General features: G+C 74.5%; 21 protein-coding genes. 13 read left to right on the top strand and 8 right to left on the bottom strand.

The window, feature by feature from the left end:
• Nucleotides 1-127 precede the first annotated feature (127 nt).
• A complete protein-coding gene (locus tag ABTZ17_RS21315; RefSeq protein ID WP_352197242.1) occupies nucleotides 128-697 on the top strand; it encodes a Dps family protein in 570 nt (189 codons plus the stop codon).
• 275 nt (nucleotides 698-972) lie between these two features.
• Nucleotides 973-1248 carry an early set domain-containing protein gene (locus tag ABTZ17_RS21310; RefSeq protein WP_352197241.1) on the top strand — a complete coding sequence of 92 codons (276 nt, stop codon included), beginning with the start codon at nucleotides 973-975 and terminating at the stop codon, nucleotides 1246-1248.
• 88 nt (nucleotides 1249-1336) lie between these two features.
• On the opposite strand, the gene fabG is transcribed toward ABTZ17_RS21310, so the two are convergent.
• Together fabG and ABTZ17_RS21300 are read right to left on the bottom strand one after the other, a co-directional pair.
• Nucleotides 1337-2128 carry a 3-oxoacyl-ACP reductase FabG gene (fabG, locus tag ABTZ17_RS21305; RefSeq protein WP_352197240.1) on the bottom strand — a complete coding sequence of 264 codons (792 nt, stop codon included), beginning with the start codon at nucleotides 2126-2128 and terminating at the stop codon, nucleotides 1337-1339.
• A 268-nt stretch (nucleotides 2129-2396) separates the two neighbouring features.
• Nucleotides 2397-3302: a hypothetical protein gene (locus tag ABTZ17_RS21300; protein WP_352197239.1), complete on the bottom strand. Its 906-nt coding sequence runs from the start codon at nucleotides 3300-3302 to the stop codon at nucleotides 2397-2399.
• 251 nt (nucleotides 3303-3553) lie between these two features.
• On the opposite strand from ABTZ17_RS21300, the gene ABTZ17_RS21295 reads away from it, so the two are divergent.
• Nucleotides 3554-4285 (top strand): 2OG-Fe(II) oxygenase, encoded by a 732-nt coding sequence (locus ABTZ17_RS21295; protein WP_352197238.1) that lies wholly within the window; start codon nucleotides 3554-3556, stop codon nucleotides 4283-4285.
• A 212-nt stretch (nucleotides 4286-4497) separates the two neighbouring features.
• Here ABTZ17_RS21295 and ABTZ17_RS21290 read toward each other — a convergent pair whose 3' ends face one another.
• The 3 genes from ABTZ17_RS21290 to ABTZ17_RS21280 form a co-directional block, all read right to left on the bottom strand.
• A complete protein-coding gene (locus ABTZ17_RS21290; protein WP_352197237.1) occupies nucleotides 4498-5673 on the bottom strand; it encodes a low temperature requirement protein A in 1176 nt (391 codons plus the stop codon).
• Nucleotides 5674-5677: 4 nt separating this feature from the next.
• Nucleotides 5678-5992, bottom strand: a complete 315-nt coding sequence (locus tag ABTZ17_RS21285; protein ID WP_352197236.1) for a nuclear transport factor 2-like protein — start codon at nucleotides 5990-5992, stop codon at nucleotides 5678-5680.
• 105 nt (nucleotides 5993-6097) lie between these two features.
• On the bottom strand, nucleotides 6098-6862 hold the full coding sequence (locus ABTZ17_RS21280; protein ID WP_352197235.1) for an SDR family oxidoreductase: 765 nt from the start codon (nucleotides 6860-6862) through the stop codon (nucleotides 6098-6100).
• A 273-nt stretch (nucleotides 6863-7135) separates the two neighbouring features.
• Between ABTZ17_RS21280 and ABTZ17_RS21275 the strand changes: the two genes are divergently transcribed.
• Nucleotides 7136-8014 (top strand): helix-turn-helix domain-containing protein, encoded by an 879-nt coding sequence (locus tag ABTZ17_RS21275; RefSeq protein ID WP_352197234.1) that lies wholly within the window; start codon nucleotides 7136-7138, stop codon nucleotides 8012-8014.
• Between the two features lie 62 nt (nucleotides 8015-8076).
• On the opposite strand, the gene ABTZ17_RS21270 is transcribed toward ABTZ17_RS21275, so the two are convergent.
• Entirely contained in the window at nucleotides 8077-10488 is a 2412-nt protein-coding gene (locus ABTZ17_RS21270; RefSeq protein WP_352197233.1) for a CLIPPER-2 domain-containing protein, read from the bottom strand.
• A gap of 548 nt (nucleotides 10489-11036) precedes the next feature.
• On the opposite strand from ABTZ17_RS21270, the gene ABTZ17_RS21265 reads away from it, so the two are divergent.
• On the top strand, nucleotides 11037-11873 hold the full coding sequence (locus ABTZ17_RS21265) for a helix-turn-helix transcriptional regulator (protein ID WP_352197232.1): 837 nt from the start codon (nucleotides 11037-11039) through the stop codon (nucleotides 11871-11873).
• A gap of 25 nt (nucleotides 11874-11898) precedes the next feature.
• Here the strand turns inward: ABTZ17_RS21265 and ABTZ17_RS21260 are convergent, their stop codons facing one another.
• On the bottom strand, nucleotides 11899-12825 hold the full coding sequence (locus ABTZ17_RS21260) for an AraC family transcriptional regulator (protein WP_352197248.1): 927 nt from the start codon (nucleotides 12823-12825) through the stop codon (nucleotides 11899-11901).
• A gap of 437 nt (nucleotides 12826-13262) precedes the next feature.
• Here ABTZ17_RS21260 and ABTZ17_RS21255 point away from each other — a divergent pair, with 437 nt between their 5' ends.
• The 4 genes from ABTZ17_RS21255 to ABTZ17_RS21240 all read left to right on the top strand — a co-directional run bounded on the left by ABTZ17_RS21255 (nucleotide 13263) and on the right by ABTZ17_RS21240 (nucleotide 18039).
• The gene (locus ABTZ17_RS21255; protein ID WP_352197231.1) at nucleotides 13263-14462 is read left to right on the top strand and encodes a PAS domain-containing sensor histidine kinase; all 1200 of its coding nucleotides are present in this window, start codon (nucleotides 13263-13265) and stop codon (nucleotides 14460-14462) included.
• Nucleotides 14459-15166 (top strand): response regulator transcription factor, encoded by a 708-nt coding sequence (locus ABTZ17_RS21250; protein ID WP_352197230.1) that lies wholly within the window; start codon nucleotides 14459-14461, stop codon nucleotides 15164-15166. The genes ABTZ17_RS21255 and ABTZ17_RS21250 overlap by 4 nt, the downstream gene beginning before the upstream one ends.
• Nucleotides 15167-15532: 366 nt before the next feature.
• Entirely contained in the window at nucleotides 15533-16678 is a 1146-nt protein-coding gene (gene wecB / locus ABTZ17_RS21245; RefSeq protein ID WP_352197229.1) for a non-hydrolyzing UDP-N-acetylglucosamine 2-epimerase, read from the top strand.
• A gap of 11 nt (nucleotides 16679-16689) precedes the next feature.
• On the top strand, nucleotides 16690-18039 hold the full coding sequence (locus tag ABTZ17_RS21240) for an XrtP-associated glycosyltransferase (protein ID WP_352197228.1): 1350 nt from the start codon (nucleotides 16690-16692) through the stop codon (nucleotides 18037-18039).
• Here the strand turns inward: ABTZ17_RS21240 and ABTZ17_RS21235 are convergent.
• Nucleotides 18005-18346, bottom strand: a complete 342-nt coding sequence (locus tag ABTZ17_RS21235; protein WP_352197227.1) for a hypothetical protein — start codon at nucleotides 18344-18346, stop codon at nucleotides 18005-18007. The two genes, ABTZ17_RS21240 and ABTZ17_RS21235, sit on opposite strands and share 35 nt — an antisense overlap.
• Before the next feature lie 223 nt (nucleotides 18347-18569).
• Here ABTZ17_RS21235 and ABTZ17_RS21230 point away from each other — a divergent pair, with 223 nt between their 5' ends.
• From ABTZ17_RS21230 to ABTZ17_RS21215, 4 genes are all read left to right on the top strand, one after another.
• On the top strand, nucleotides 18570-21395 hold the full coding sequence (locus tag ABTZ17_RS21230; protein ID WP_352197226.1) for an ATP-binding protein: 2826 nt from the start codon (nucleotides 18570-18572) through the stop codon (nucleotides 21393-21395).
• Between the two features lie 126 nt (nucleotides 21396-21521).
• Nucleotides 21522-23330 (top strand): S8 family serine peptidase, encoded by a 1809-nt coding sequence (locus ABTZ17_RS21225; RefSeq protein WP_352197225.1) that lies wholly within the window; start codon nucleotides 21522-21524, stop codon nucleotides 23328-23330.
• 241 nt (nucleotides 23331-23571) lie between these two features.
• On the top strand, nucleotides 23572-23946 hold the full coding sequence (locus tag ABTZ17_RS21220; protein WP_352197224.1) for a hypothetical protein: 375 nt from the start codon (nucleotides 23572-23574) through the stop codon (nucleotides 23944-23946).
• Nucleotides 23943-24209, top strand: a complete 267-nt coding sequence (locus ABTZ17_RS21215; RefSeq protein WP_352197223.1) for a DUF4235 domain-containing protein — start codon at nucleotides 23943-23945, stop codon at nucleotides 24207-24209. The genes ABTZ17_RS21220 and ABTZ17_RS21215 overlap by 4 nt, the downstream gene beginning before the upstream one ends.
• The last annotated feature ends 165 nt before the right edge of the window (nucleotides 24210-24374 follow it).

Raw genomic sequence — 24374 nt, 5'->3', positions numbered from 1 at the left:
ACCGGACCGCGAGGGGCCGGTCCGGAGGGGTGGGACCGGTGGTGGCCGAGCCGCGGTGTGTGAGGCGGGGAGATCCGGGCAGGTGCGGTTCGTACGCCTTTACGTCGGAACGAGGAGGAAGCACCCCATGACCGCATCCGAGCAGACCGCCGCCGCTCCGTACACCGTTCCGGGCCTGCACCAGAAGGACGCGGGCCAGGTCACGGATATCCTGCGGGCCCGGCTGCACGCGCTCAACGACCTGGCGCTCACCCTCAAGCACGTGCACTGGAACGTCGTCGGCCCGCACTTCATCGCCGTGCACGAGATGCTCGACCCGCAGGTGGACGCCGTCCGCGAGATGGTCGACACCACCGCCGAGCGCATCGCCACCCTGGGCGCCGTCCCGGTGGGCACGCCGGGGGTCCTGGTCGCCGAGCGGACCTGGGACGACTACGACGTGGGCCGCGCCGACGCCGTCGCGCACCTGGGCGCTCTCGACCTGGTCTACACGGGCGTCATCGAGGACCACCGGCTCGCCATGAAGGCCACCGACGAACTCGACCTGGTCACCCAGGACATGCTGATCGGACAGCTGGCGAAGCTGGAGCAGTTCCAGTGGTTCGTCCGGGCGCACCTGGAGAGCGGTGGCGGGCGGCTGAGCACGGAGGGCAAGCACACGCTCCAGGCGGCGGCCGAGGCGGCCGGCTCGGCCTGATCCCGGGTTGCGGGGCGCTCGACCGGGGACGGGGCTCCGGCGGGGCGGGTCGGGGCCGCAGGTTCATCACGATGCCCGGCGGGCGGGTGACGGTGCGGTGTCCACGGCCCGCCCCGCGTGCGCGCGGCGACGCGTGCGCCCACGATGGTCGGCGTACCCCCCGCAGGCGTGCCGCTGTCGTCCGCACGCCGTTCCCCGTTTCCCGTATGCCTCCCCCGCACGCCGTACGTCGTACGCCTTGCGCCGGAGGACTACCCGCACCTCCAGGAGCCCCCGTGCTGGAACGCACCCTGAAGAAGGACCGCACCGAGGTCACCTTCGTCCTGCCGCCGTACACCCCGCCCGGCCCGGTCAGCGTGGTCGGCGACTTCAACGACTGGCGGCCCGGGGTGCACACCCTGGAGCCCCGTCCGGACGGCAAGCGGGCGGTCACGGTGGCGCTCCCCACCAGCCAGGTGCACTCGTTCCGGTACCTGGCCGCCGGGGACTACTGGTTCAGTGACGACACGGCGGGGGACTTCGACGGCCCCAACAGCCGCCTCCACACCTGAGGAGGTCGGGGCTTCCCCCCGGGAAGCCCCGACCGGCCGCACCGCCTGGCGCCTGGCGCCTGGCGAGGCACCGGAGCCCGGCAGCGGGTCAGCCCGTCGCCGGGGCCAGGGCGTCCAGGGATTCGGGCACGGTCTGGCCGCCGTCGACGGTGAGGCTCTGGCCGGTGATGAAGGCGGCCTCGTCCGAGGCGAGGAAGCCCACGGCGTGCGCGATGTCCGCGGTCTCCCCCAGCCTGCCCAGCGGGATCGAAGCCGCCATCCTGCGCAGGTAGTCCTCCCCCAGCGCGTCCAGTCCCTCGGTACGGACGTTCCCCGGGAGGACGGCGTTGACCGTGATGCCGGCCGGCGCCAGTTCCAGGGCCGCGCCGCGCAGGAAACCGAGCTGGCCCGCCTTGCTCGCCCCGTAGTGGGACCAGCCGGTGTAGCCGGTGGTGGGTCCCGTGATGGAGGAGGTCAGGACGATCCGGCCGCGGCCGGCGCGTTCCATCGCGGGCAGGCATGCCCGGACGGCCAGCATGGAGCCGCGCAGGTTGACGGCGAGCACCTCGTCGATGTCGGCGGCGGTCATCTCGCGGAGCGGCTTCTCGGGGAAGATCCCGGCGTTCGCGCAGAGGATGTCCACGTGCCCGTGCAGGCGTTCGGCCTCGGCGGCCATCGCCTCCACCGCGTCCGCCTCCCGCAGGTCCACGCCCGTGCCCGCGACCCTGCCGCCGGTCTCCCGGGCCAGCGTGGCCGCGACCTCCCGTGCGGTGGCCGTGTCCCGCCCGGTGAGGAGCACCGCGGCGCCGCGGCGGGCGAAGTGCTCGGCGATGCCTCGGCCGATGCCTCGGGTGCCGCCCGTCACGACCACGGACCGGTCCTGCCAGGGGGTGTTCGTCATGTCGCTCCCGCTCTTCGCCACCGCTGTGGCCGCTCTCGTCTCTGGTGCCTCTGTTGCGCTGACCAGCCTGGTGGAGGGGCGGGGGTTCCGTGGGGTTGAGGTGGGTTTCTGCCGATCTTCGGCGTGTTCTCGCCCCGGGCTCCGCAGGCGCGTGCGGCGGTGCGCGGGCGGCACGAGGCACCCGGCCGCCCCGGCAAGGCAGGGCCGAGGGCCCGAAGCCTGGGTGGCTTCGGGCCCTCGGTGTGTGTGGTGCGGGAGCGGGACCCGGTCAGGGTCCGGGCGGTCCGGGCGGTCCGGGCGGTCCCGGAGGTCCGGTGGGACCGTCCGCTCCGGGGGGTCCGGGCGGGCCGTCCGCTCCGGGCGGGCCGGCGTCGCCCTGGGGGCCCTGGCCCCCGTCCGGGCCGGTCGGGCCGGTCGGACCCGTCGGTCCGGTGGGGCCGGACGGGCCGGCGGGGCCCGTGTCGCCCTTGGGACCGGGGTCGCCGGGGGCGCCCTTGCTACCGGGAGGTCCGGCCGGACCCGCGGGGCCGGCCGGACCGGGCAGCCCGTCCTTGCCGTCCGTTCCGGGGGGACCGGGGGGACCCGCGGGGCCGGGAGCGCCGTCGTCGCCCTTCGCACCGGGCACGCCGTCGGAGCCGGGCGGACCGGCCGGACCCGTGGGACCGGGAGCACCCGTGTCGCCCTTCATGCCGGGCTGACCCGCCGGACCGGCGGGACCGGGGGGACCCGCCGGGCCGGGGGCACCCGCGTCGCCCTTCTCGCCGGGCACGCCGGGAGGACCGGCCGGTCCGGGCGGGCCGGGCAGGCCGTTGACCCCGTCCGTTCCGTTGGTGCCGTTCGTGCCGGGCTGTCCCGCCGGGCCGGGCGGACCGGGGGGACCGGGCGGTCCGGGCGGACCCGGGCAGGTCTTCGGGGGCTTCGGGGTCGCCGGTCCGCTCTCCCAGGAGGCGACCAGGTTCCGCAGGAAGCCCGCGTCGTGCGCGCCACGGGTGGAGTCGGCACGGTCGGCCGCCGCGGACTCGATGGCCTGCTCGGCGAGGCTGCGGACCACGCTGCTGCCGCCACCCTGGCGGCAGTGCTGGTCCCCACCCCCCGTGTCGGCCACGGCCCAGCCGGCATCGGCCAGCACCAGCCCTCCCATGGCAGCCGCGACAGCGGCAGCCTTGTAGATCACATCACCCTCCTCAGTGGGGCGCGATCCCGGAAAGGACCGCGGGACGTTCATATCCCGACCATTTCTGAAAGCGCGGTCCGGCATGGCTCATTTCGCTTGCTTTTCCGTGGTCGGTTAACTCGTGCGGCGTAGGTTCCGTGGCGCCGGTTCGTGAAATCGGCCGTATCGGGTGCACCGTGGGGCGCAGGCCGGACGGACCTTCTCGGACACGGTTCCGGCAGAGGTCGCAATCCTTGGTGAGGCAGGAAGAAATGACGATGCAGAACACCGAGTCGAAGCCCGCGATCGGGGCGCAGAACGCGATCGGGGCGCGGAAGCCGGATGCGGCGGCGGACCGTTCGCCGGTGGGGAAGGACGCGCTGTGGCGGCTCCCGGTGACCGTGTGCCGGATCACCGACTTCCTGGGACCGGCGGCCTCCGGCGCGCTGCTGGAGCGGGTGGTGTCCCTCGGTGACGCGGCCCTGCGACCGTCCACGGTGCGGGTCACGCGGGACGTGGACACGCGGATCCGCCGCTCGCGGACCGATCACGGTTTCGGCGCGGAGGAGCTGTTGGCCGCGATCGAGGCGGTCCGGGAGGTGGTGGAGCTGACGCTCGGACTGGACTGCGCGGGCACCGAACCCCGCTACGGCCTCAACGTGCACAACGACGGGGACTACTACGGCCCCCACCAGGACAGCACGCACGACTTCGCGCCGGACCGGGTGCTGACCTTCGTGTACTACCTCCACCACGCCCCGCGCCGCTTCGAGGGCGGCGACCTGCGCGTCTACGACATCTCGCTCCCGGTCACCAGCGAGGGGACGGCCACCTGGGAGGGCCGGACCTGGCGCGACTACGAGCCGGAGCACGACAGCATCGTGTTCTTCCGCCCCACCGCCTGGCACGAGGTGCGCCCGGTGACCTGCCCGACCGGCCGGTACGAGGACAGCAGGTTCGCCGTGAACGGCTGGATGACCCGCGTTTCCGAGAACGGGTCCTGATTCCTGAGATTTCGCCCACGGTACGGCCTGTACCGTGGGCGAAATAATGCGGAGATAGGGAAAGGCAGAAAAGCGGAGCGTGGAAGTAATTCCGATCCCGGCAGGCTTCCGCATTCCGTACGGAAATCACATTCCTCACCGAATGCGGAATCGACCCGGAATGCGGGGCGGCCGAAAAGGGATCGGGCCCCGCATTCCGCCTTCCCGGGCGTTCAGACCCCGGCGGGCTTCCGTCGGGTGAGGGCGAGGGTGCCCGCCACCAGGAGGGCCGCGACGATTCCGGTGACCAGGACCGGGCCAGGCGCGAAGGTGGCGAGGCAGACGGCGACCACGGCCGCGGCCCAGAGGGCGTCGAGGGCCGGTCCGGGGGTGGCGCCGCGCTGGAGGAGCCGCAGGACGACCAGGTAGAGGGCGACGGGCAGGGTGTACGCGGCGGCCGCGGTGGTCCGGGAGATCTCGGCGTGGTGGGTGACGTACGCGATGTTCACCGCGAGGCCGGCGCCGACCGCCGCCGCCGCCGTGAAGAGTCCGTAGTGCCCGTATCCCCAGCGCAGTGCGGAGGGGAGGGAGTCGAGGCGACGGGGGGTCTCGTCGGCGAAGTACAGCCACCACAGGGCGAAGACGGTGAGGATGCCGCCTGCGGACAGTGCGGCGAGGCTGCCGAAGCCCGCGTCGGCGTCGAGGGCGCCGCGCACGGCGGCGGTGGCGGAGGTGATGGACTCGCCGAGCACGATGATGGTGAACAGGCCGTAGCGTTCGGCGATGTGGTGGGGGTGCCAGGTGGTGTTCCCGGTCCGTTCCGCGATCAGGGGCACGGCCAGTTCGGCGGCCGCGAGGACGAGGAAGCTCGGCAGGCCCGCACCGTCGGGGAGGAACAGCCGTCCCACCCAGCCCAGTTGGACGATGAGGATGCCGGTGGCGTAGCGCAGGCAGACCGTCCGGCGGTCCGGGTCGGAGCGGGCGGCGCGCAGCCACTGGGTGACCATGGCCAGCCGCATGATGACGTAGCCGACGGTGATGACGGCGAAGTCCCGGTCGGTGACGGCGCTGTCGGCGCCGGCGGCCATGACGAGGGCACCGGTGATCTGGACGAGGGTGAGGAGCCGGTAGGGCACGTCGTCGGTGTCGTAGGCGGAGGCGAACCAGGTGAAGTTCATCCAGGCCCACCAGATCGCGAAGAACACCAGGACGTAACCGAGCACCCCGTTGCCGACGTGTCCGGTGGCGAACTCGTGTTCGAGGGCGATGGCCGCCTGGGCGACCGCGGCGACGAAACACAGGTCGAAGAAGAGTTCCAGGACGGTGGAGACGCGGTGTCGTTCGGCGGTGCTGCGCGCCACCATGGGCCGGTACCAGGCCGATGTGGGGGCGGGGCTCGGGCTGGTCATGGCCTCATGCCTGACCGGTCTCGAACCGGCTGACCTTGCCGTCGGTGACGGTGAACGACCAGCGGGTGCGCATGGCTCCCCAGGTGGAGTTGGTGTAGACGGCGGTGAGGGTGCGGCCGTCGGAGGAGGCGGACTCGACGTCCATGCGGCCCTGGGAGGTGAAGACCTCGCGGTCCACCCACTGGGTGAGGTCGCGGTCGGTGCCGTCGTCGGACATGGTCGCGTCGGGGGTGAGGGCGGCGAAGAAGGCTTCGCGGTCGCCGGCGTTGACGGCGGCGACGAAGGAGGCGACGGCGGGGTCGTCGATCTGCGCGGACATGACGGTCTCCGGGTGGGGAAGCGGTGAGCGGGAGCGGGGTCGCGGTGCGGGAGTTCACGGGGACCGGTGCGGGACGTCGGGGCGGCGCCCCGCACCGGTGGGCCGTCAGCGGGTGGTGTAGCCGCCGTTGAGGAAGAGGGTCTGGCCGTTGGACCACCAGCCGTCGGTGAGCATGTGGCGCACCCACGGGACGATGTCCTCGATCTTGGTGAGGTCGCCGTTCATGGCGGAGGACTTGTGGTAGGCCACGGAGTCGTCGTCCTCGGCCGGGTAGAAGAACGAGGTGTCCATCGGGCCGGGGGCGATGTTGTTGACGGAGATGTTCCGGCCGAACAGCTCCTTCGACAGGGCGCGGGTGAAGTGCTCCACGGGGGCCTTGCTGCCCGCGTAGGAGGAGTAGAGGCCGGTGTAGGCGGCGAGGAGGGAGGTGACGATGGTGATGATCTTCCCGCCGTCCTCCATGCGGCGCGCCGCCTCCCGCATGACGAAGAACGCCGCCTTGGAGTTGACCGCGAACATCCGGTCGTACTCCTCCTCGGTGATCTGGGTGAGGGGCTTCTTCAGGACCATGCCGGCGGTGTTGACGCTGTAGTCGAGCTTGCCGAAGCGGCGGACCACCTCGTCGAAGACCCGCTCCACCTCCGCGACTTGTGTCAGGTCGGCCTGGATCGCGAAGGCTTCGCCCGGGCCGGCGTTGATCTGAGCGACCACGTCCTCGGCCTTGGCCCGGGAGGACTCGCTGTTGTAGTGCACGGCGACCTTGGCGCCCTCGGCGCCGATGGTCGTGCTGATGAGGCCGCCGAGGTTGCGGGAGGCGCCGCCGACGAAGGCGACCTTCCCGGCGAGGGTCTTGTCCGGAGTGTTCACCATGACGTTCTCCTTCAAAACGGAGGGATGGACGGGACGGGCACCCCTCGGTCCGTAAGTCATCCGGCACAGCTGCCTTCCGCAGCATGCTCCGACGGCGAGGGGCGGTTCTTGGACGATCCGCGCGGACCGGTTGGATGATCCGCGCGTGCCGCCCCGCCCGGACGCGCGGCTGGGGCGTCCGGGAGCGGTGGCCGCCGGTGTCCCGCTGCTGCGGTACCGGCGCGTACGGTCACTTCGCTCGCGCGGGGCGCGAACGGCTGGGAGGATCGGCGGGTGGTCGGTTCTCACATCAAGCCCGGACTCGTGGCCCTCAGCAGCAGTGCCGCGGACTTGGGGCACGCGGTGGTGGAGCGGACGGTCGAAGGGCCCGCCGACGTGCTCGGAGCCCCGGACACCCACGTCCTGGTGGTGCACACCGGCACGTCGGCGACCCTGTCCTGGCAGGTGGACGGGGCGGCCCGCAGTGCGCGCTTCCACATGGGGGAAGCGCTGGTCAATCCGGCCGGGCACGTGTCCCGGCCGCGCTGGCACGACGAGGTCGGGCTGCTGCTGCTCTCCGTCGATCCGGCATGGCTGGACGCGCGGGCCCAGGAGGCCGGTGCGACCGTGCGCGGTCCTCTGGAGCTGGCTCCGGACTTCCACTTCACCGATCCGTTGCTGACCCTGCTCGTGCAGCGGCTGGCCGCCGAGTACGAGGGTCCCGGCCCGGTGGACACGCTGTACACGGAGTCCCTGGTGCAGGCGGCGGCCGCGGTGCTGTTGCGCCGCAACGCCGCCGGGCGCGCCCCCGATCCCCGTACGGGCGGGCTGCTCCCGAGGCGGCTGGCGGAGCTGCGCGACTACATCCACCTCAACCTCGGGCGTCGGATCAGCCTGGAGGAGTTGTCCTCGGTGGCCGGGGTCAGCTCCGCCCACCTCAACCGGCTCTTCCGGGCCTCGGTCGGGGAGACGCCCCACCAGTACGTGCTGCGCCAGCGGGTGGAGCGGGCCCGCAGTGCCCTGCTCCACAGCGACGACAGCATCGCCGACATCGCGGTGGCGCACGGGTTCGCCGATCAGAGCCATCTCACGCGGGTGCTGCGTCGGGCCACGGGCCTGACGCCGGGGGTGCTGCGCGAGGAGCGGACGTCCCGGGGGCCGGCCGGCGACTGAGGTCGCCCGGGCGGGTGCCCGGGCGACCTTCCGTCGGTCGCCGTCACGCCGGGGGCGTCGCGTCAGACGGTGTGCTTCTTCGGGGCCGCCTTGGCATGCGGCTTGCCGGGCTTGTGCGGCTTGTGGGGCTTGCCCTCGGGCTTGTCGCCCTTGCAGCCGCCGTGGTCCTTGTCCTTGCAAGGGGCGCAGGCCACGATCGTGACGGTGTTGCTGGTGGCCTCGGCGGTCTGCCCGTTGGGGCCGACGCCGGTCACGGTCGCCTTGTCGGTGATCTTCCCCGCGCGGAGGTCGGCGGCCGTGGTGGTGTAGGTGGCCGTGCAGATCGTGGACGCCCCCGGGGCGAGGGTGGTGACGGGGCAGGTCACGGCCGGGTTGCCGGGGCCGATGTCGGTGACCTTGATGCCGGAGACCGGGACGGTGCCGGTGTTGGTGACCGTGAACGTGTAGTGCAGGAGCTGTCCGGCGGCCGAAAAGGCGGTCTCCTCCACGTCCTTGTGGATCTTCAGCTTGGGCTCGGTGCCCACCGCCGGGACGGTGACCACGTTGCTGGTGCCGGTGACCGGGGTGCCGCCCGGGGTGGTGGAGGTGACGGCGGCCACGTCCCGTACCCGCCCGGCCGCGACGTCGGCCGCGGTGGTGGTGTGGGTGGCGGTGCAGGTGGTGGAGGTGTTCGGGGCCAGGGAGGTGACCGGGCAGGTCACGACGGGGTCCGGGGAGCCGGGGCCGTCGTCGGTGACCGCGATCCCGTTGAGGGTGGTCTGGCCGGTGTTGGTGACGGTGAAGGTGTAGTGCAGGGTCTGGCCCGCGCCCGAGAAGCTGGTCTCGAAGGCCGATTTGACCACCTTCACGGCCGCGTAGGGGACGGTCACGGTGTTGCTGCCGGCGGTGACGGGCACGTCGCCGGGCGTGGTCCCGTCGGCGGTGGCGGTGTTGACCACCTTGCCGGCCTGCACGTCGGCGGCGGTGGTGGTGTGGGTGGCCGTGCAGGTGGTGGAGGCGCCCGGGGCCAGCGTCGTGACCGGGCAGGTGACCACCGGGGTGCCGGGGCCGTTGTCGGTCACGGCGAGCGCGGACACCGGGACGGTGCCGGTGTTGGTCACCTTGTAGGTGTAGTGGAGGGTCTGGCCGGGGGCGGTGAACACGTCCTCGGTCGCGGCCTTGGTGACGGTGAGGCTGCGGGTGGCGGCGGTGACCGGGATGGTGACCGTGCAGCCGCCGGTGGTGGCGCAGGAGCCGCCGGGGGCGGTCGCGGTCACGGTGTTGGCGAGGCTGAGGTTCCCGGCGACGGGGGTGTTCACCTTCACCTGGTAGGTGATGGTGGCGGTGCCGCCGCCCTCCAGGACACCGGTCCAGTTCAGGGAGGTGCCGGTGATCGAGGCGTCTCCGCTGGTGGCGGTGATCGAGCCGGGCACGACCGTGGCGTCGTCCAGGATGCCGGAGAGGTCGTCGGTGAAGTCGCCGTTGGCCACGGCGGTTCCGGTGTTGGTGACCTTCACCGTGTAGGTGACGGTGTCGCCCTCGGCCACCGGGCCCGCCGTGGAGGCGGACTTGGCCACCGTGTAGGCGGGCTGCGGGCACTGACCGGCGTCCTGGGCGGAGGTGGCGCCGTAGAAGCCGGCGCCCGGGGAGGCGACGGTGGCCACCGACAGGGGGTCGGTGGAGGGCGCGGTCGGGATGCTGTTCAGGCGGTAGATGGAGCCGCCCGAGCCGAAGCCGTAGGCGCTGCCGCCCGACAGGGCGCCGCCGAAGATCTGCGGCATGGTGCCGATCTGGGTGACGGTGTTGTCCGGGTGGATCCGGAACACCGCGGACGGGGTTCCGACCTGCGTGTCCACGGGGGTGCCGAAGGCCAGGACGTCCCCGTCGTCGAGGGCGAGGAAGTCACCGGCGGAGACGAATCCGGCGGGGAAGGCCGCACCGAAGAGGGTGCTGACCCCGGTGGCGGGGTCGATGACGAAGATCTGCTGGGTGACGAAGGAGCCGGCCAGCAGGGTGCCGTCGGGGCGGGCCGTCAGCGCGTTGACGGCGGCGGTGCCGTCGTTGAGCGTGGCGATCGGACCGGTGATCGCGACGTTCGCGGTCTCCGCGCCGGTGACCGGGTCGATCGTGTAGAGGCTGGTGCCGCCGTCGCCGGGGAAGTTCACCCCGTACAGGGTCGAGCCGTCGCGGCTGAAGGCGATGTCGCCGTAGTCCCGGGCCAGGGGGACGGAGGAGAGCTGGTCCCCGGCGGGGTCGTACTGGAGGAGCTGCTGGGTGGCGCCCCCGGTGTTGGCCCACAGCGGTCCGGGCGGGCACTCCGCGCGCAGGGCGGCCGCGGCGGTACCGCCCTGCCGGTCCTTCGCACCTGCCGCCACCGGCGGTTTCGAACCCGCCGGGGCCGCCACGGCGGTCCCGATGCCCGTCGTGGCGAGCACCAGGGCTACGGCGGCGCTCGCGAGCGCTCGCCCCGTGACCCGCCTTCGGTCCTGAGCCATCTGTTTCTCCGGTTCGCGCAGAGTGAATTTCCGGTCCGTGGGGCGCCGATATCCCGGGAGATCTTCCCCGGGGGCCGGTGACCCTGGGAGATCTATACAGAAATACGACCGGTGGGCCCGGCTCGACACGCACGTAGAAGCCGGAGAGCGGCCATACGCGGCGGCGCCCGAGTTTCCGGGACGCGGGGGTTTCGCCGGCCGTACAGGCTGCCCCCGGAGCGAAGTCGGAACAGCCGACGGAACACGAACGCGCGCGCCTTGCCCGCACACACGCCGGAATCCTGGCCACACGATCGGGTGAAAAGTGGTCGATATTCTCCCGTGACCGGCCGGAACGGCATGACCATCCCCCGTCCGGGACGGTTCCGGACCGGCGGACTCGGCGGGCCTCCTGCCCCGTGCGCGGCACCCTGCAAGGGCGACACGGAGACATGGAACACATCATTTCCCAGGCCGACGGAGACGTTTCCGCATTCCTGCACCAGGCCGGATTCGACGGGGCTCGGATCGAATCCTCGAATCCCGGGGAAAACACTCGTATTTCCCGGGTGAACACCGGGATCCTGGTCCTCGACGAAGCGAAGTACGGCTGCGCCTTCTCCTTCGAATTCGAGGCGCTGGGCGGCGTCCTGGTCGCGGCCCTCCACTCCGGCTCGGCCACGTACCGGCGCGGCCCCCGCTCCGAGACCTTCGGCCCGGGAGACCTCACCTTCCTGACCCCCGAACCGGGACCGTGGACGGGGACGGTCCGCACGATGCAGGCCACGGGCGTGATCCTCGACCCCGCCGTGATCGGCGACAGCGCCCCGGCGGGGGCCCGCAGCGCGGACCGGCCCGTCCGCTTCACCGCCCGCAAACCCTGCTCACCGGCCGCCGCGCAGCTGGTCCGGGCCGCCCTGTACTTCCTCCGCGACGGGGTGCTCGCCAACCCCTTCGCGCGGGAGTCCCCGCTCATGGTGGCCTCGGCGGGCCGGGTCCTCGCCGACGCCCTGCTGGCGGCCTTCCCCAATGACGCCGTCGGCTCCGCGCCGGCCCTGTCGGACACCCGGGACGCGGGCGGGGCCACGGTGGACCGGGCCGTCCGCTTCATCGAGGAGAACGCCCACCGCGACCTGCGGCTCGCGGACATCGCGCGGGCCGCCCGGGTCACGCCCCGGGCCCTCCAGTACGCCTTCGCCCGCCACGCGGACTGCTCGCCCCACGGACAGCTGCGGCGGGTCCGGCTGGACCGGGCGCACGCGGACCTCAAGGCCGCGGACCCCGCGGACGGCCTCTCGGTGGCGAAGGTCGCCGCCCGGTGGGGGTTCACCAACGCCGGCCGGTTCGCCGCCGCCTACCGGGCCGCCTACGGGGTCAGCCCGTCCACCACGCTGCGGTACTGGTGACGGCCTCGGGGGCGGCGGAGCGGGCTCAACGGCGGTGCAGCGTGACCGACGGCGGAACCCCGTAGACCTGCCGGTACTGGGCCGAGAACCGCCCCGGGTTCGAGAACCCCCACTTCGCGGCGACCTGCCCCACCGTGACCTCACCCGGCGCGGCCGCGATCAGCTCGGCGTGCGAGCAGGTCAGCCGGGCCGTGCGCAGGTACTCCAGCGGGGTGGTGCCGGCGTGCCGGGCGAAGGCGTACTGGACCGCGCGCGGGGTGACGCGGGCGGCCCGCGCGATGTCGGCGATGCCGATCTCACGGTGGGCGTTCTCCTCGATGAAGCGGGCGGCCCGCTGCCAGGTCCGGCCGTGCGCGGAGCTGGACTCCGCGGCGGACAGCCCGTCCCCGAGCTCGTGGGGGAAGCACTCCAGGACCACCGCGGCCAGGTGCTCGGCCGCGGTCCGCATCACCAGGGCGCTCCCCCACGCCTCCGATTCCGCCACCGCCGCGACGTAGGACACCGCGGCGGTGACCCGGTCCTCGGCGGCCCGCGAGACGGGGCGGAATCCGCTGACCGGGCAGGGGGCGTCCTCCTCGACCCCCGCGGCCCGGTTGATGACGGAGGGGTGCAGGAGCACGGCGGTGTGGCTGTTCCGCACGGCGCTGCCCCGGTACGGCTGCCCGGGGAGGAAGGGCAACATGGCGTTGCCCGGACCGCAGGTGTCGGCCCCGCCGGCCCGGCGGATCGTGAAGGTGCCGCGGTGGACGTTCAGCAGGCAGAAGGAGTCCAGCCCGTCGGCGTCGAACGTGAGGCCGAATCCGAAGTCCAGGCTGTCCACGCTGATCTGCGGGGCGGGCCTGCGCACGATTCCGGTGAGCGGATCGGGGCCCTCACCGGAGATCCGGACCGGGGAGTAGTGGGCGGAGAGGAATTCCTCCGCTGCGGCCAGGCTCCGGCTCTCGAAGCACACCTTGTTCAACCGTTCTCCCCTTCCCTTCCCGTTTCCCTCCCGCCGGGTGCGACCCGCGACGGGGCCCGCGGTGTCGCCCGTGGCGCGGAGCGCGTCCCGGTGGCGGCGCAGCAGGATTGTCACCCCGGCCCGACCGGTCCGGACGCCGCCCGCGCGACGGGCGACGTCCGCCGCGCCGCCGCCGGGACGCGGAGCGAAGGGGCGGCGTCCCGCTCCGCCACTGCCCGGCGCCCCGCTGTGGGGCCGAACGGGTGAGGCGGGGCGGCCCGTCGGGACAGATCGCGAAGGTCCCCCTGAGGGGTGAGTCCACCCCGCCCGGTCGAGGGGTGGGTCGACGCGCCCCGTCGAGGGGGGCTCCACGCGCCCCCCTCGTCCGGCCGGGGCCGGGCCGCGCATGTCCCCCGGCGGACCGGCCCGGCCCGTCGTACCGTGGGCGGGTGCACACCGCTCCCGAGCAGTTGCTCGCCGTCCTGGAAGCACTGCCGTACGCCGCCATCGTGCAGGGCGCGGACGACCGGGTGGTGGTCGCCAACCGCCGGTTCGCCGAGATGTTCGATCTGGACGGCACCGGGGTCCCGTACTCCCCCGGCGCCCCGCTCGGCCCCGTGGTCCGGGCCGTGTGCGCCACGTTCGCCGAACCCCCCTCCTGGATGGCCGACGGCGTGCACGCGATCGCCGCGCGCCGCTTCCACCGGACCGCCGAGATCCCCCTCGCCGACGGGCGGACCATCCGCCGGGAGGTGGAACCGCTCCACGACGCCGGCCGGAACCTCCTCGGCTCGCTCTGGACCGCCCAGGACATCACCGAGCAGAAGCGCCGCGAACACGCCCTGGAACGGGACAACCGGACCCTCGCCGAACTGGCCCGGCAGCGCAACGAGTTCCTCGCCCACGCCTCGCACAGCCTGCGCACCCCCCTCGCCTCCGTGATCAGCTTCTGCGAACTCCTCGACGACCCGGCCTCCGGCCCCCTCGGCCCGGAGCAGCGTTCCTTCCTCGACGCCGTGCACCGCAACGCCCGCCGCATGGAACGGGTCATCACCACCCTGATGGAGACCACCGTGCTGCGCGCCCCGCAGCTGACCCTGGAGTTCGGGCCGGTGGACGTGGCGCAGCTGCTCACCCACGCCGTCCTGGACCGGATGCCCGCCACCGGGGCCGCCGGAGTGTTCGTCGTCCTGGACGCCGTCCCCGGTCCCCCGCTGCGCGGGGACGAGCTGCGCCTCGCCCACGTCCTCGCCAACCTGCTGGAGAACGCCGCGAAGTTCACCCCGCCCGGCGGCACCGTCACCGTCACCTCGGCGGTCGACGCCGAGCACTGGACGGTGGACGTGGCCGACACCGGCATCGGGGTGCCCGCGGACTACCGGGAGGAGATCTTCTCCGGTTTCGTCCGCGCCCCCAACGCCGAGGACGGCGGCTTCGCGGGCACCGGACTCGGTCTGGCCCTCAGCCGGGAGATCGTCCGGCGGCACGGCGGCGACCTGACCGTCACCGACGCCCCCGGAGCGGGCAGGCCCCACGGAGCCGGCGGACCCGACGGAGGGGTGGTGTCCGGGGCGGCGTCCGGCGCGGTGTTCACCCTGCGGCTGCCCCTCGCGGGCCCGGACGGCACCCCCGGGACCGCGGAGCGGTGACCCGGATCCTCGTCGTCGAGGACGACGCCGACCTCGCCCTCGCCCTGCGCACCCTCCTCGGCCGGGCCGGGTACCAGGTGCTGCACTCCCCCGACGGGCGGGAGGCGCTGCGCCGCCTCTTCGCGGACCGGCCCGACCTGATGGTCCTCGACCTCGGCCTGCCGGGCCTCGACGGCTGGCAGGTCCTGGAACGCACCCGCGACCTCACCGACCTGCCCGTCCTGCTGCTCACGGCCCGCGGGGCCGAGGCCGACCGGGTGCGGGGGCTGCGGGCCGGCGCCGACGACTACCTCCCCAAGCCCTTCGGGCAACAGGAGCTGCTGGCCCGGATCGAGGCCCTGCTGCGCCGGTCCGGGCCGGCGGACTGGGCGGCCGGGAAGCCTCGGGACGCGGCCCTGCACCTGGTGCCGGAGCGTCGCGCTGTGCTCTGGCACGGGGCGGAGGTCCGCCTCAGCGACATCGAGTACCGGCTGGTCCGGACCCTGGTCCGCAACCGGGGCCGGGTGGTCACCACCGAGCAGCTCCTGGAGCAGGTGTGGGACGACCCGGTGGGCGTGGGCCGGGACCGGGTGAAGTTCGCCGTGCTGCGGGTCCGGCGCAAGCTCCAGCAGGGCTCGGGCCGGCACGCCGACGACCCGGTGGAGGCGGTGCGCGGGCTCGGCTACCGCTACCAGGAGGAGGACGGGCGCGAAGGCGGGGGCTGAGGGGAAGGCCACCGGTCCCGGACGGGAGGCGGTCCCGGAAGGCCGGAGGTCCCGGAGGGCCGGAGGTCCCGGACCGAGGGCCGGAGCGCAGGTCCCGGCCGTCCGGGGGCCCCGGGCCTCCCGGCGCGGAGCCGGAGGGCCCCGTGGGGCGGGGCGGGCGGCCGGGGCGGTCCGGTGCGGAGGTCCCGGCGGGGCGGGGGTCGGAGGTCCCGGCGGGGGCAGGGTCGAAGGTCCCGAGGGCCTCCGGCCCCGGCCCTCCCGGACAAGATCGCAACCGTCCGGCAACCGTGATCCCCGTTCCCGGGCAACCGTCGGCCCGCAGGCTCCCGGAGTACCCCGTCCGCACCGGCCGCCTGGAGCCTCCGCATGTCCGTCCTGCCCCCGCGCAGCATCGCCGTCGTCCTCGGGACCCGTCCCGAACTCGTCAAGCTCACCGAGCTGACCCGGCTGCTGGGCCCCGCCGCGTGGATCGTGCACACCGGGCAGCACTACGACGAGGACATGTCCGGCCGCTTCCTCGCCGAGCTGGGACTGCCCCGGCCCACCTTCCTGACGGGCGTCGGCGGTCAGCCGCGCGCGGTGCAGATCTCCGCCGCTCTGGCCCAGCTCGACGAGTTGTTCAGCCGCGAGCGGCCGCGCGCGGTCGTCGTGCAGGGCGACACCAACGCCGCGCTGGCGGGCGCCCTCGCCGCGAACGCCCGCGGGGTGCCCCTGTGCCACGTCGAGGCCGGACTGCGCAGCCACGACCGGGCCATGCCGGAGGAGCACAACCGGGTGCTCATCGACCGCCTCGCGGACGTGCTGTGCGCGGCCACCCCCGAGAACCGCGACAACCTCCTCGCCGAGGGGCTGCCCGCCGACCGCATCCGGGTCACCGGGAACACCGTGGTCGAGGCGGTCCGCGCGCACCTGCCCGGGGCGCGGGACCGGGAGGCCCTGCTCGCCCCCCTCGGGATCCGTCCCGACGGGTACGTGCTGGCCACCGTGCACCGGCCGGAGAACACCGACGACCCGGCCGCCCTGCGGGCCGTCCTCGCCGAACTGACCGCGCTGGCCCGGACCCTGCCCGTGGTGCTGCCGCTGCACCCGCGGACCCGGGCCCGGATCGAGGCCGCCGGTCTGACGGAGGCCCTGGACGTGCTGCGGGTGACCGCGCCCCTGGGGTACGCGGAGTTCCTGGGGCTCGCCCGGCACGCCGCGCTGCTGGTGTCCGACTCCGGCGGGGTCCAGGAGGAGACCACCGTGCTGGGCCGGCCGCTGGTCGTGGTCCGCAACTCCACCGAACGGCCCGAGGCCATGGCGGAGTTCGCGACCCTGGTCCGTCCCGGGCCCGAGCTCGGCGCGGCGGCCCGCGAGCGCCTGGACCGCGGGGCCGCCCTCCGCGACCGGCTGGCGGACCTGCCCAGCCCCTTCGGCGACGGCATGGCCTCCCGCCGCATCGCGGACCTCCTGGCCCGCACCGCCGCCCCCGCCGCGGCCCCCTCCGCCCCCGCCCGTCCCGTCGCCGCCTGAGGATCCGCACCGTGCCCGACACGAACCACCCCCTGCTCCTGCTCTTCCCCTTCCTGCTCCTCGCCGGCTTCCTCGTGTACGCCGCGGGGGCCCGGCACGCCTACCGCGACCGCCCCGCCGCGGAGGCGGGCGACCCGACCGCCTTCGACTGGCACTTCTTCGTGCCCTGCCGGGACGAGGAGGCCGTCGTCGGCACCACCGTGGCCCGGCTCCGCGCCGATTTCCCCTACGCGCACGTGTGGGTGGTCGACGACGCCAGTGAGGACCGCACCGGGGAGATCGTCGCCGCGCTCGCCGAGGACGACCTCCGGGTGCACCTGGTGAGCCGGGTCCTCCCCGAGGCCCGCACCGGCAAGGGCGCGGCCCTGAACGCCGCCTACCGCGAACTCGGCGAACTCCTGGACCCCGGCACCGACCGCGACCGGGTCGTCGTGTGCGTGGTGGACGCCGACGGGCGCCTGGACCCGGCCGCCACCGCCCTGGTCAGCGGCCCGCGAGGGTTCGGGGACCCGGAGACCGGCGGGGTGCAGGTCAGCGTGCGGATGCGCAACGTGTCCGACCCCCGGCCGCTCCCGGACCGGGGTCGCGCCGCCAACGCGGCCGCCCGCCTGCTGGTCCGGATGCAGGACATGGAGTTCGCCGTGTCCAACGCCGGCATGCAGCTGTTGCGGGCCCGCACCGGCTCGGTGGGGCTGGGCGGCAACGGCCAGTTCACCCGGCTGTCGGCCCTGGACCGCATCGCGGCGGCCGAACGGCGCCCCTGGCGCGAGGGCGCCCTCCTGGAGGACTACGAACTCGGCCTGCACATGATCCTCGCGGGGGACCGGATCCGGCACGTCGCGGACACCTGGGTCTCCCAGGAGGGCCTGCCGCACGCCCGCCGGCTGCTCACCCAGCGCACCCGCTGGGCCCAGGGCAACCTGCAGTGCGCCCGCTACGCCCCGCGCATCCTGTCCTCGCGGCACTACACCGGCGCTGGCGTACTGGAGACCCTGTACACCTTCGGCCAGCCGCTGGCCCACCTCTTCTCGCTGCTGCTGTCCGCGGTCCTGCTGGTCGTCCTGGCCGTGAACGGCTTCTCGGGGGCCCTGGCCTGGTGGCCGCTCGCCCTGGGCCTGGCCGTCCTGTCGGTGCTGCCGTTCGTGCTGTGGGGCCCGACCTACCGCCGCGACTTCGCGCCGGACGCCTCCCGGCTCCGCTCGCTGTTGTGGGGCTTCGCCCTGTGGCTGTACGCGTACCACCTGTTCCTGGTCTCGGCCCGCGCCTTCGTCCGCGTCCTGCGCGGCCGTACCGGCTGGTCGAAGACGCGCCGCAACGCCGAACCGGTCACCCCGGGCGGCCCGGTGGCGGTGGAGGCGTAGCCCGTCGGGGCCCGACCGCTCCTTCGGCTCGGGCCGGTGTCGCCGTCTCCCGGCGGGCACGGTCGGCCGCCCGGATCTCCCGGGAGGCGAGCACGAGGGCGGCCAGGTTGAGGGGGAAGGCGACGGCGTCGGCCACGGCCCGGATGTCGAAGGCCCGCAGCAGGCTCGCGACGAGCGCGGCCAGGCACAGGACCAGGGGCAGGGCGCGCCGCCAGGCGGGGAGCTCCCGCATCCGGGCCACGGCGACGGTGCGCCAGAGCACGACGCCGGTGAGCACGAGCGCGAGGACGGCGGCGAGGAGTGTCATGCGGGGGCTCCGGGGCACGGCGGGAGGGCGCGAGGCGGCGCGGGGGTGGAGTGGGCGAGCCGGCGCGGGGTGGGCGGTCGCAGTCTGCGGGAGGGGACGCCGGGTGTCCATGGGGGACGGCACCCATCTCCGGGGGCGGGGCCGCGCCGGGGAGCACCGCCCGTCACACCGCCGTTGATCAGCACCTGTCGGTCGTGGGGGCCGCTGCGTAGACTCGGTGCGCATGACGGCAGGGGCGGACGCACCCGTGCTGGTCGGCCGCGATCAGGAACTCCGGGTGCTGCTGGAGGCCCTGGACCGGCCGCCCGGGGTGGTGATGGTCGAGGGCGAAGCGGGCATCGGCAAGACCCGGCTCGTCCGCGAGGCACTGGCGCGCCTGCCCCGGGACGGCCGGCTCGTGCTGTCGGGGGCCTGTCCGCCGCTCCGCGAACCCTTCCCGTACGGGCCGTTCTTCGACGTGCTGCACGATCTGCCGGTGCCGTCCGGGCTGAGCCCGGTGTGCGGGGCCCTGCGGCCGTACCTGCCCGAGATAGCCGAGCGGCTGCCGCCGCCGTGCGAACCCCTCGACGACCACGCGGCCGCCGCGCACCGGCTGTTCCGCGCGGTCGCCGCGTTCCTGACGGCGGTGCGTCCGGCCGTCCTCGTGATCGAGGACCTGCACTGGGCCGACGACGGCACCCGTGACCTGATCCGGTTCGTGACCGAGCACCCGCCGCCGGGGATGACCACCGTGCTGACCTACCGGCGGGAGGACCTGCCGCCCGGGCAGCAGCCGCTGGGTCTGGCGCACCGGCGCCCCGCGGGGAGCGGGCTGAGCCTGGTGACGTTGGGTCCGCTGGGCACCGAGGACGTGCGCGTGTTGGCCTCCGCGCTGACCGGCAGTCCCGTGCCCTCCGATGTCGCCGCCGAGCTCCACGCCCGTACCGCCGGGATCCCCTTCGTGCTGGAGGAGTCGGTGCGCCACGCGGGCCTGCGGTGCGGGCCGCACGCGCCGGTGCCGGCGCTCCTCGGGGAAGCCATGGGCGAGCGGACCGCGTCCCTCGGGGCGGCGGCCCTGGCCGCGGTGCACGCGGCGGCCGTGCTGACCGAGCCCGCCGAGGAGGCCCTGATCGGGGCGGTGGCCGGGCTCTCCGCGGACGCGGCGGCCGACGCCCTGGGCGAGGCACTGCGGGCCGGGGTCCTCTTCGACCTGGGGCGGGACCGGTACGGATTCCGGCACGGGCTCGCCCAACAGGCCGTGCACGACGCCCTGCTGGGGCCCGAACGGCGCCGACTGCACGGGCGGGCCGTGGCGGCCCTCGAAGCGCGGCCCGCGCCGCCGCTGGTCCGGCTCGCCTTCCACGCCCGGCTGGGCGGCACCCCGGAGGGCTGGCGCCGGTACGCCGAGAACGCCGCCCGGCACGCCCAGGACGTCGGTGACACCGCCGTGGCCGTGCACCTCCTGGAACAGCTCCTCGACGATCCCGAACTGCCCGCGACGGACCTGGCCCGGTTGGCGCTGCGGCTGAGTCGGGCCGCGGTGATCGGCCTCAGCCACCGGCGGACCGCCCGGCTGTTGCGCCGGGTCGTGGACGAGTCCGCGCTACCCGAGACGGTCCGCGGGGACATCCGCCTCAACCTGGGCCTGCTCCTCAACAACCAGGCCGGCGACCACCTCCAGGGCCGTCTCGACACCGTTCGCGCGGTGGCCGAGCTGAGCGGTTCCCCCGCCCGGGCCGCGCGCGGCTTGGCCGGGCTGGCGATGCCGCTGTGGGGGGACGACCCGTACCCGCTGTGCGTGGCCCGCATCGAGGAGGCCGAACGGCTGGCCGCCGCGCACGGGGACGAGGCGCTGCGGCTGGCCGTCCGGGGCAATCACCTGGCCCTGCGGATGAGCCTGGGCGAGCCCGGGGTGCGGGCCGAGGCGGAGGCGTCGATCGCCGGCGCCGGGTCCGGCCGCGCCGTGCGGATGGAACTGGCCCGGATGTGCGGGAACCTCGCCGACGTCGCCGCCTGGCTGGGCCGGGACGTCGAGGCGGAGGGCTTCCTCGCCGAGGGCGCCCGCACCGCCGCCGCCTGCCGGGCCCCCTACCTGCGCAGCATCATCGAGGCCACCGCCCTGCGGCTGGACTGGAGCCGGGGCCGTTGGGAAGGGCTCGACGGGCGGGCCGGACGGCTCCGCGAGGTGGCCCGGGGCGCCTGGGGCGTGGAATCGGAGGCCCTCCTCGTGCAGGGGCTCCTCGCGGCCGCCCGCGCCGACTGGGACGCGGCGGAGGAGCACCTCGGGGCCGCCGCGCTCGCGGACCCGGGGAACACCGCCACCCCCGTGTACGCCACCGCCGCCGGGGCCGCCGTGCGGATCCGCTCGGCCCGCGGCCGGCCCGCCGAGGCCGCCGAGCTCGCCGACGAGGCCGTGGACCGGGTGGCCCGCAAGGGGGTGTGGGGCTGGGCCGCCGACCTGGTGCCCGCCGCCGTCGGCGCCCGCCTGCGGACGGGCCGGGCACGGGAGGCACGGGAACTCACCGAGCGGTTCGCCGACGCCGTCCGGGACCGCGAACTGCCCCTGGCGCACGCCGCGCTGCCACTGTGCCGGGCCCTCCTCGCCCGGGCCGAGGACCCGCCGGGCGCCGCCGACGCCTTCCGGGAGGCGGCCCGCGCCTACGCGGAGCTGTCCCGCCCCTACGACGCGGCCCGCACCACGGCCGCCGCGTACGCCTGCTCCCCGGAGCCGGACCCGGGGGAAGGGGCCCGGGCCGCCGACGAGTTGGAACACCTGGGCGCCGTCCACGACGCCGCCCGCTGCCGCCGCGCCCTGCGCGAGCACGGCTCCCCGCGCCGGACCCCGGCCGGGCGCTCCCCCGCCGCCGGAGTCCTGTCGGCCCGGGAGGCGGAGGTGGCCCGGCTGGCCGCGACGGGCCTGACCAACCGTGAGATCGCCGAGCTGCTGTTCCTGTCGCCGCGGACGGTGGAGCAGCACGTGGCGCGGGTCCTGAGCAAGCTCGACCTGCCGAGCCGACGCCACATCCCGCTGCCGGTACGTACCGACGGCGCCCCGGGGCCGCGCGAATAGGTATCCCTACGGATACGGCTACGGATTGGCCCGGCCGCGCCCCGGGACCAGGGTGATCCCTGCGTCCCGGCCCCCACGCCGGGACGTCCGATCCGTTCGGACAGCCCGATCTACAGGAGCCTTTCGATGCGTGCACAGCGTGGTGCGAGAAGCACCCGGCCCGCCGTCACGGTACTGGGGGCGGCAGCCGCCACCGCCCTGACCCTGCTCGTGGCCGCCACCCCGGCCCAGAGCGCACCCGCCACCCCGTACGGGGCGGCCGCGCAGGGCACGGTGCTCGGTGAGGGCTCGGCCGGCGCCGTCTCCGGCCAGTACCTCGTCGCCCTGGACGCCGCGCCCTCGCTGCGGGCCTCCGCCACGGCCGAGACCGCCTCGGTCGCGCAGGACCTGACGGACCGTTCCGGGGGGACGGTCCGCCGGCTGTACAGCGCGGCCTTCCGCGGGTTCTCCGTCCAGGCCACCCCGGCGGAGGCCCGTCGTCTGGCGGCCTCCCCCGGCGTGCGCTACGTGCAGGCCAACACGGTGTTCAAGGCGATCGGGACGCAGCCGAGCCCGCCGTCCTGGGGCCTGGACCGGGTGGACGGCACCAAGGACAACAGCTACACCTACCCCAACGACGGCAGCGGGGTGACCGCCTACATCGCGGACACCGGCCTGTACACCCAGCACACCGGGTTCGGCGGCCGGGCCGCCTCGGGGTACGACTTCATCGACAACGACGCCGACTCGGCGGACTGCCACGGGCACGGCACGCACGTGGCCGGCACCGTCGGCAGCAAGGACCACGGCGTCGCGAAGAACGTGAAGCTGGTCGGCGTCCGGGTGCTCAACTGCCAGGGTTCGGGCAGCACCGAGCAGATCGCGGCCGGGATGGACTGGATCGTCCGGAACGCCAAGAAGCCCGCCATCGTGAACATGTCCCTGGGCGGCAGCGCCGACCGCGCCCTCGACGACGCGGTGGCCGGGGTCATCAACTCCGGGGTGCAGGTGGCCGTGGCCGCCGGCAACGACAGCAAGGACGCCTGCGGCACCAGCCCGGCCCGGCTGACCGCCGCCGTCACCCTCGGCTCCACCGACAGCAACGACGCCCGCTCCAGCTTCTCCAACTACGGCAGCTGTCTGGACCTGTTCGCGCCCGGCGGGTCGATCGTCTCCACCAAGATGGGCGGCGGCACCCAGACCATGAGCGGTACGTCCATGGCGACGCCGCACGCCGCCGGAGCGGCCGCGATATACCTGTCGGCGCACCCTGACGCCACCCCGGCGCAGGTCCGCGACGCGCTCGTGAACGGGGCGCAGAGCGGCAAGGTCACGAGCCCGGGAAGCGGTTCCCCGAACAAGCTGCTCGACGTCACCGGCCTGGGCGCCCCGGCCGAACCCGGTGAGCCCAAGGCCGAGTTCAGCGCGCAGTGCTCGACCTCCGCGCCGACCTGCTCCTTCGACGGCTCCGCCTCCTCCGACCCGGACGGCAGCATCGCCTCGTACGCCTGGGAGTTCGGTGACACCACCACGGGCGAGGGCGTGAAGCCCTCGCACGAGTACGCCAAGGCGGGCACCTACTCGGTGAAGCTGACCGTCACCGACAACGCCGGCCGCAAGGGCACCGTCACCAAGCAGGTCACCGCCGGCACCGTCGAGCCGCCGGCCGGGACCCCGCCGACCGCCGCCTTCACCGTGTCCTGCTGGTACCAGGACTGCTCCTTCGACGCCTCCGGCTCCAAGGACAGCGACGGCACCATCGCCTCCTACGCCTGGAAGTTCGGCGACAACACCACGGGAACGGGCCGTACCGTCGCCCACCGCTACCCGGCCGGTCAGCGGAGCTACACCGCCGAGCTGACGGTCACCGACAACGCGGGGCTGAAGGCCACCACCTCCCGCCGGATCGACTGCTACGGCTTCGGCACCGGCCAGTCCCTCTGCTTCCCGGGCTGATCCGATCCGCCCCGCGGGCCGATCCGGCCCGCGGGGTCGATCCGGCCCGCTCCCCGCGGCGGCCCCGTCCCCTCCGGCGATCCCGGAGCGGGCGGGGCCGCCCCCGTGCCCGGTCCGGTGCGGTCCCGCGCCCGCCCGATGACCACGGGTGCGGGGCGGGTGACCCGGCGGTTCCGGGGTAAGCGCGCGGCAGGACACGGTTCGGCACGACGGACCGGTACCCGAAGCGGGAGGCACGGCGATGAGCCATCGGACCGACGTCACCAACGTCAAGGCCCAGGCCCTGGGCAAGGCAGTCGAGTTGAAGGAGCAGGTGGCCGGGACCGCCTCGGTGGTCGGCGGGCAGCTGCGGACCGGTGCGGCCAAGGCCGCCGAGCTGGTCAAGGACGTCAAGGACAAGGCTCCCGGTCCGGTCCTCGACGGGGCCTCCCGGGCCGCGGACCGGCTGCGCGAGGGCGCCTCGCACGCCTCCGACCTGGCGGGGAAGGCCCCGGGCCCGCTGCGGGAGCGGACCTGGGCGGTGGCGGAGGGGGCCCGGTCCCGCCGGATACCGGCGCTGGCCGCGGCGACGGTCGTGGTCTTCTTCCTGGTGCGGCGCGCGCGGCGTGCCAAGTGAACAGCGTCAAGGTCGCCTACAAGCCGATCGGCCTGACCCTCGGCGCGGTGGGCGGCCTGCTGGCGGGGGCGGCGTTCAAAGAGGTGTGGAAGCTGGCCGGCCACGAGGACGAGGCCCCCTACCCCACGGACGAGTCCCGCAGCTGGCGGGAGATCCTGATCGCGGCGGCCCTGCAGGGCGCGGTGTTCGCGGTGGTGCGGGCGGCGGTGGACCGGGCGGGCGCCGTCACCACCCGGCGCCTGACGGGCACCTGGCCCGACTGACGGGCACCCGGCCCGGCTGACGGCCGCCCGCGCGGCCCCCGTCACCGCACGCCCCCACCCCGGAAGCGCCGGTCCCGTCCCTCGGGACCGGCGCTCCGGCGGGCCCGGGCCCGCCGGTCCGCGCCCCGGCAGGGCCGAGGGGGGGTCCCGTCCCCCCTGGTGACG

Source organism: Streptomyces sp. NPDC097619 (genome assembly GCF_040302735.1).
GTDB lineage: Bacteria > Actinomycetota > Actinomycetes > Streptomycetales > Streptomycetaceae > Streptomyces.
Note: the sequence above shows the minus strand (reverse complement) of the source record. Positions and strands in the feature narration are given on the sequence as shown.

What these genes read in the sequence shown, in the direction of transcription:
- ABTZ17_RS21315 (WP_352197242.1), top strand. Translation starts at nt 128, where the DNA reads ATGACCGCATCCGAGCAGACCGCCGCCGCTCCGTACACCGTTCCGGGC.
- fabG (WP_352197240.1), bottom strand. Translation starts at nt 2,128, where the DNA reads ATGACGAACACCCCCTGGCAGGACCGGTCCGTGGTCGTGACGGGCGGC.
- ABTZ17_RS21295 (WP_352197238.1), top strand. Translation starts at nt 3,554, where the DNA reads ATGACGATGCAGAACACCGAGTCGAAGCCCGCGATCGGGGCGCAGAAC.
- ABTZ17_RS21290 (WP_352197237.1), bottom strand. Translation starts at nt 5,673, where the DNA reads ATGACCAGCCCGAGCCCCGCCCCCACATCGGCCTGGTACCGGCCCATG.
- ABTZ17_RS21285 (WP_352197236.1), bottom strand. Translation starts at nt 5,992, where the DNA reads ATGTCCGCGCAGATCGACGACCCCGCCGTCGCCTCCTTCGTCGCCGCC.
- ABTZ17_RS21280 (WP_352197235.1), bottom strand. Translation starts at nt 6,862, where the DNA reads ATGGTGAACACTCCGGACAAGACCCTCGCCGGGAAGGTCGCCTTCGTC.
- ABTZ17_RS21270 (WP_352197233.1), bottom strand. Translation starts at nt 10,488, where the DNA reads ATGGCTCAGGACCGAAGGCGGGTCACGGGGCGAGCGCTCGCGAGCGCC.
- wecB (WP_352197229.1), top strand. Translation starts at nt 15,533, where the DNA reads ATGTCCGTCCTGCCCCCGCGCAGCATCGCCGTCGTCCTCGGGACCCGT.
- ABTZ17_RS21235 (WP_352197227.1), bottom strand. Translation starts at nt 18,346, where the DNA reads ATGACACTCCTCGCCGCCGTCCTCGCGCTCGTGCTCACCGGCGTCGTG.
- ABTZ17_RS21230 (WP_352197226.1), top strand. Translation starts at nt 18,570, where the DNA reads ATGACGGCAGGGGCGGACGCACCCGTGCTGGTCGGCCGCGATCAGGAA.
- ABTZ17_RS21225 (WP_352197225.1), top strand. Translation starts at nt 21,522, where the DNA reads ATGCGTGCACAGCGTGGTGCGAGAAGCACCCGGCCCGCCGTCACGGTA.
- ABTZ17_RS21220 (WP_352197224.1), top strand. Translation starts at nt 23,572, where the DNA reads ATGAGCCATCGGACCGACGTCACCAACGTCAAGGCCCAGGCCCTGGGC.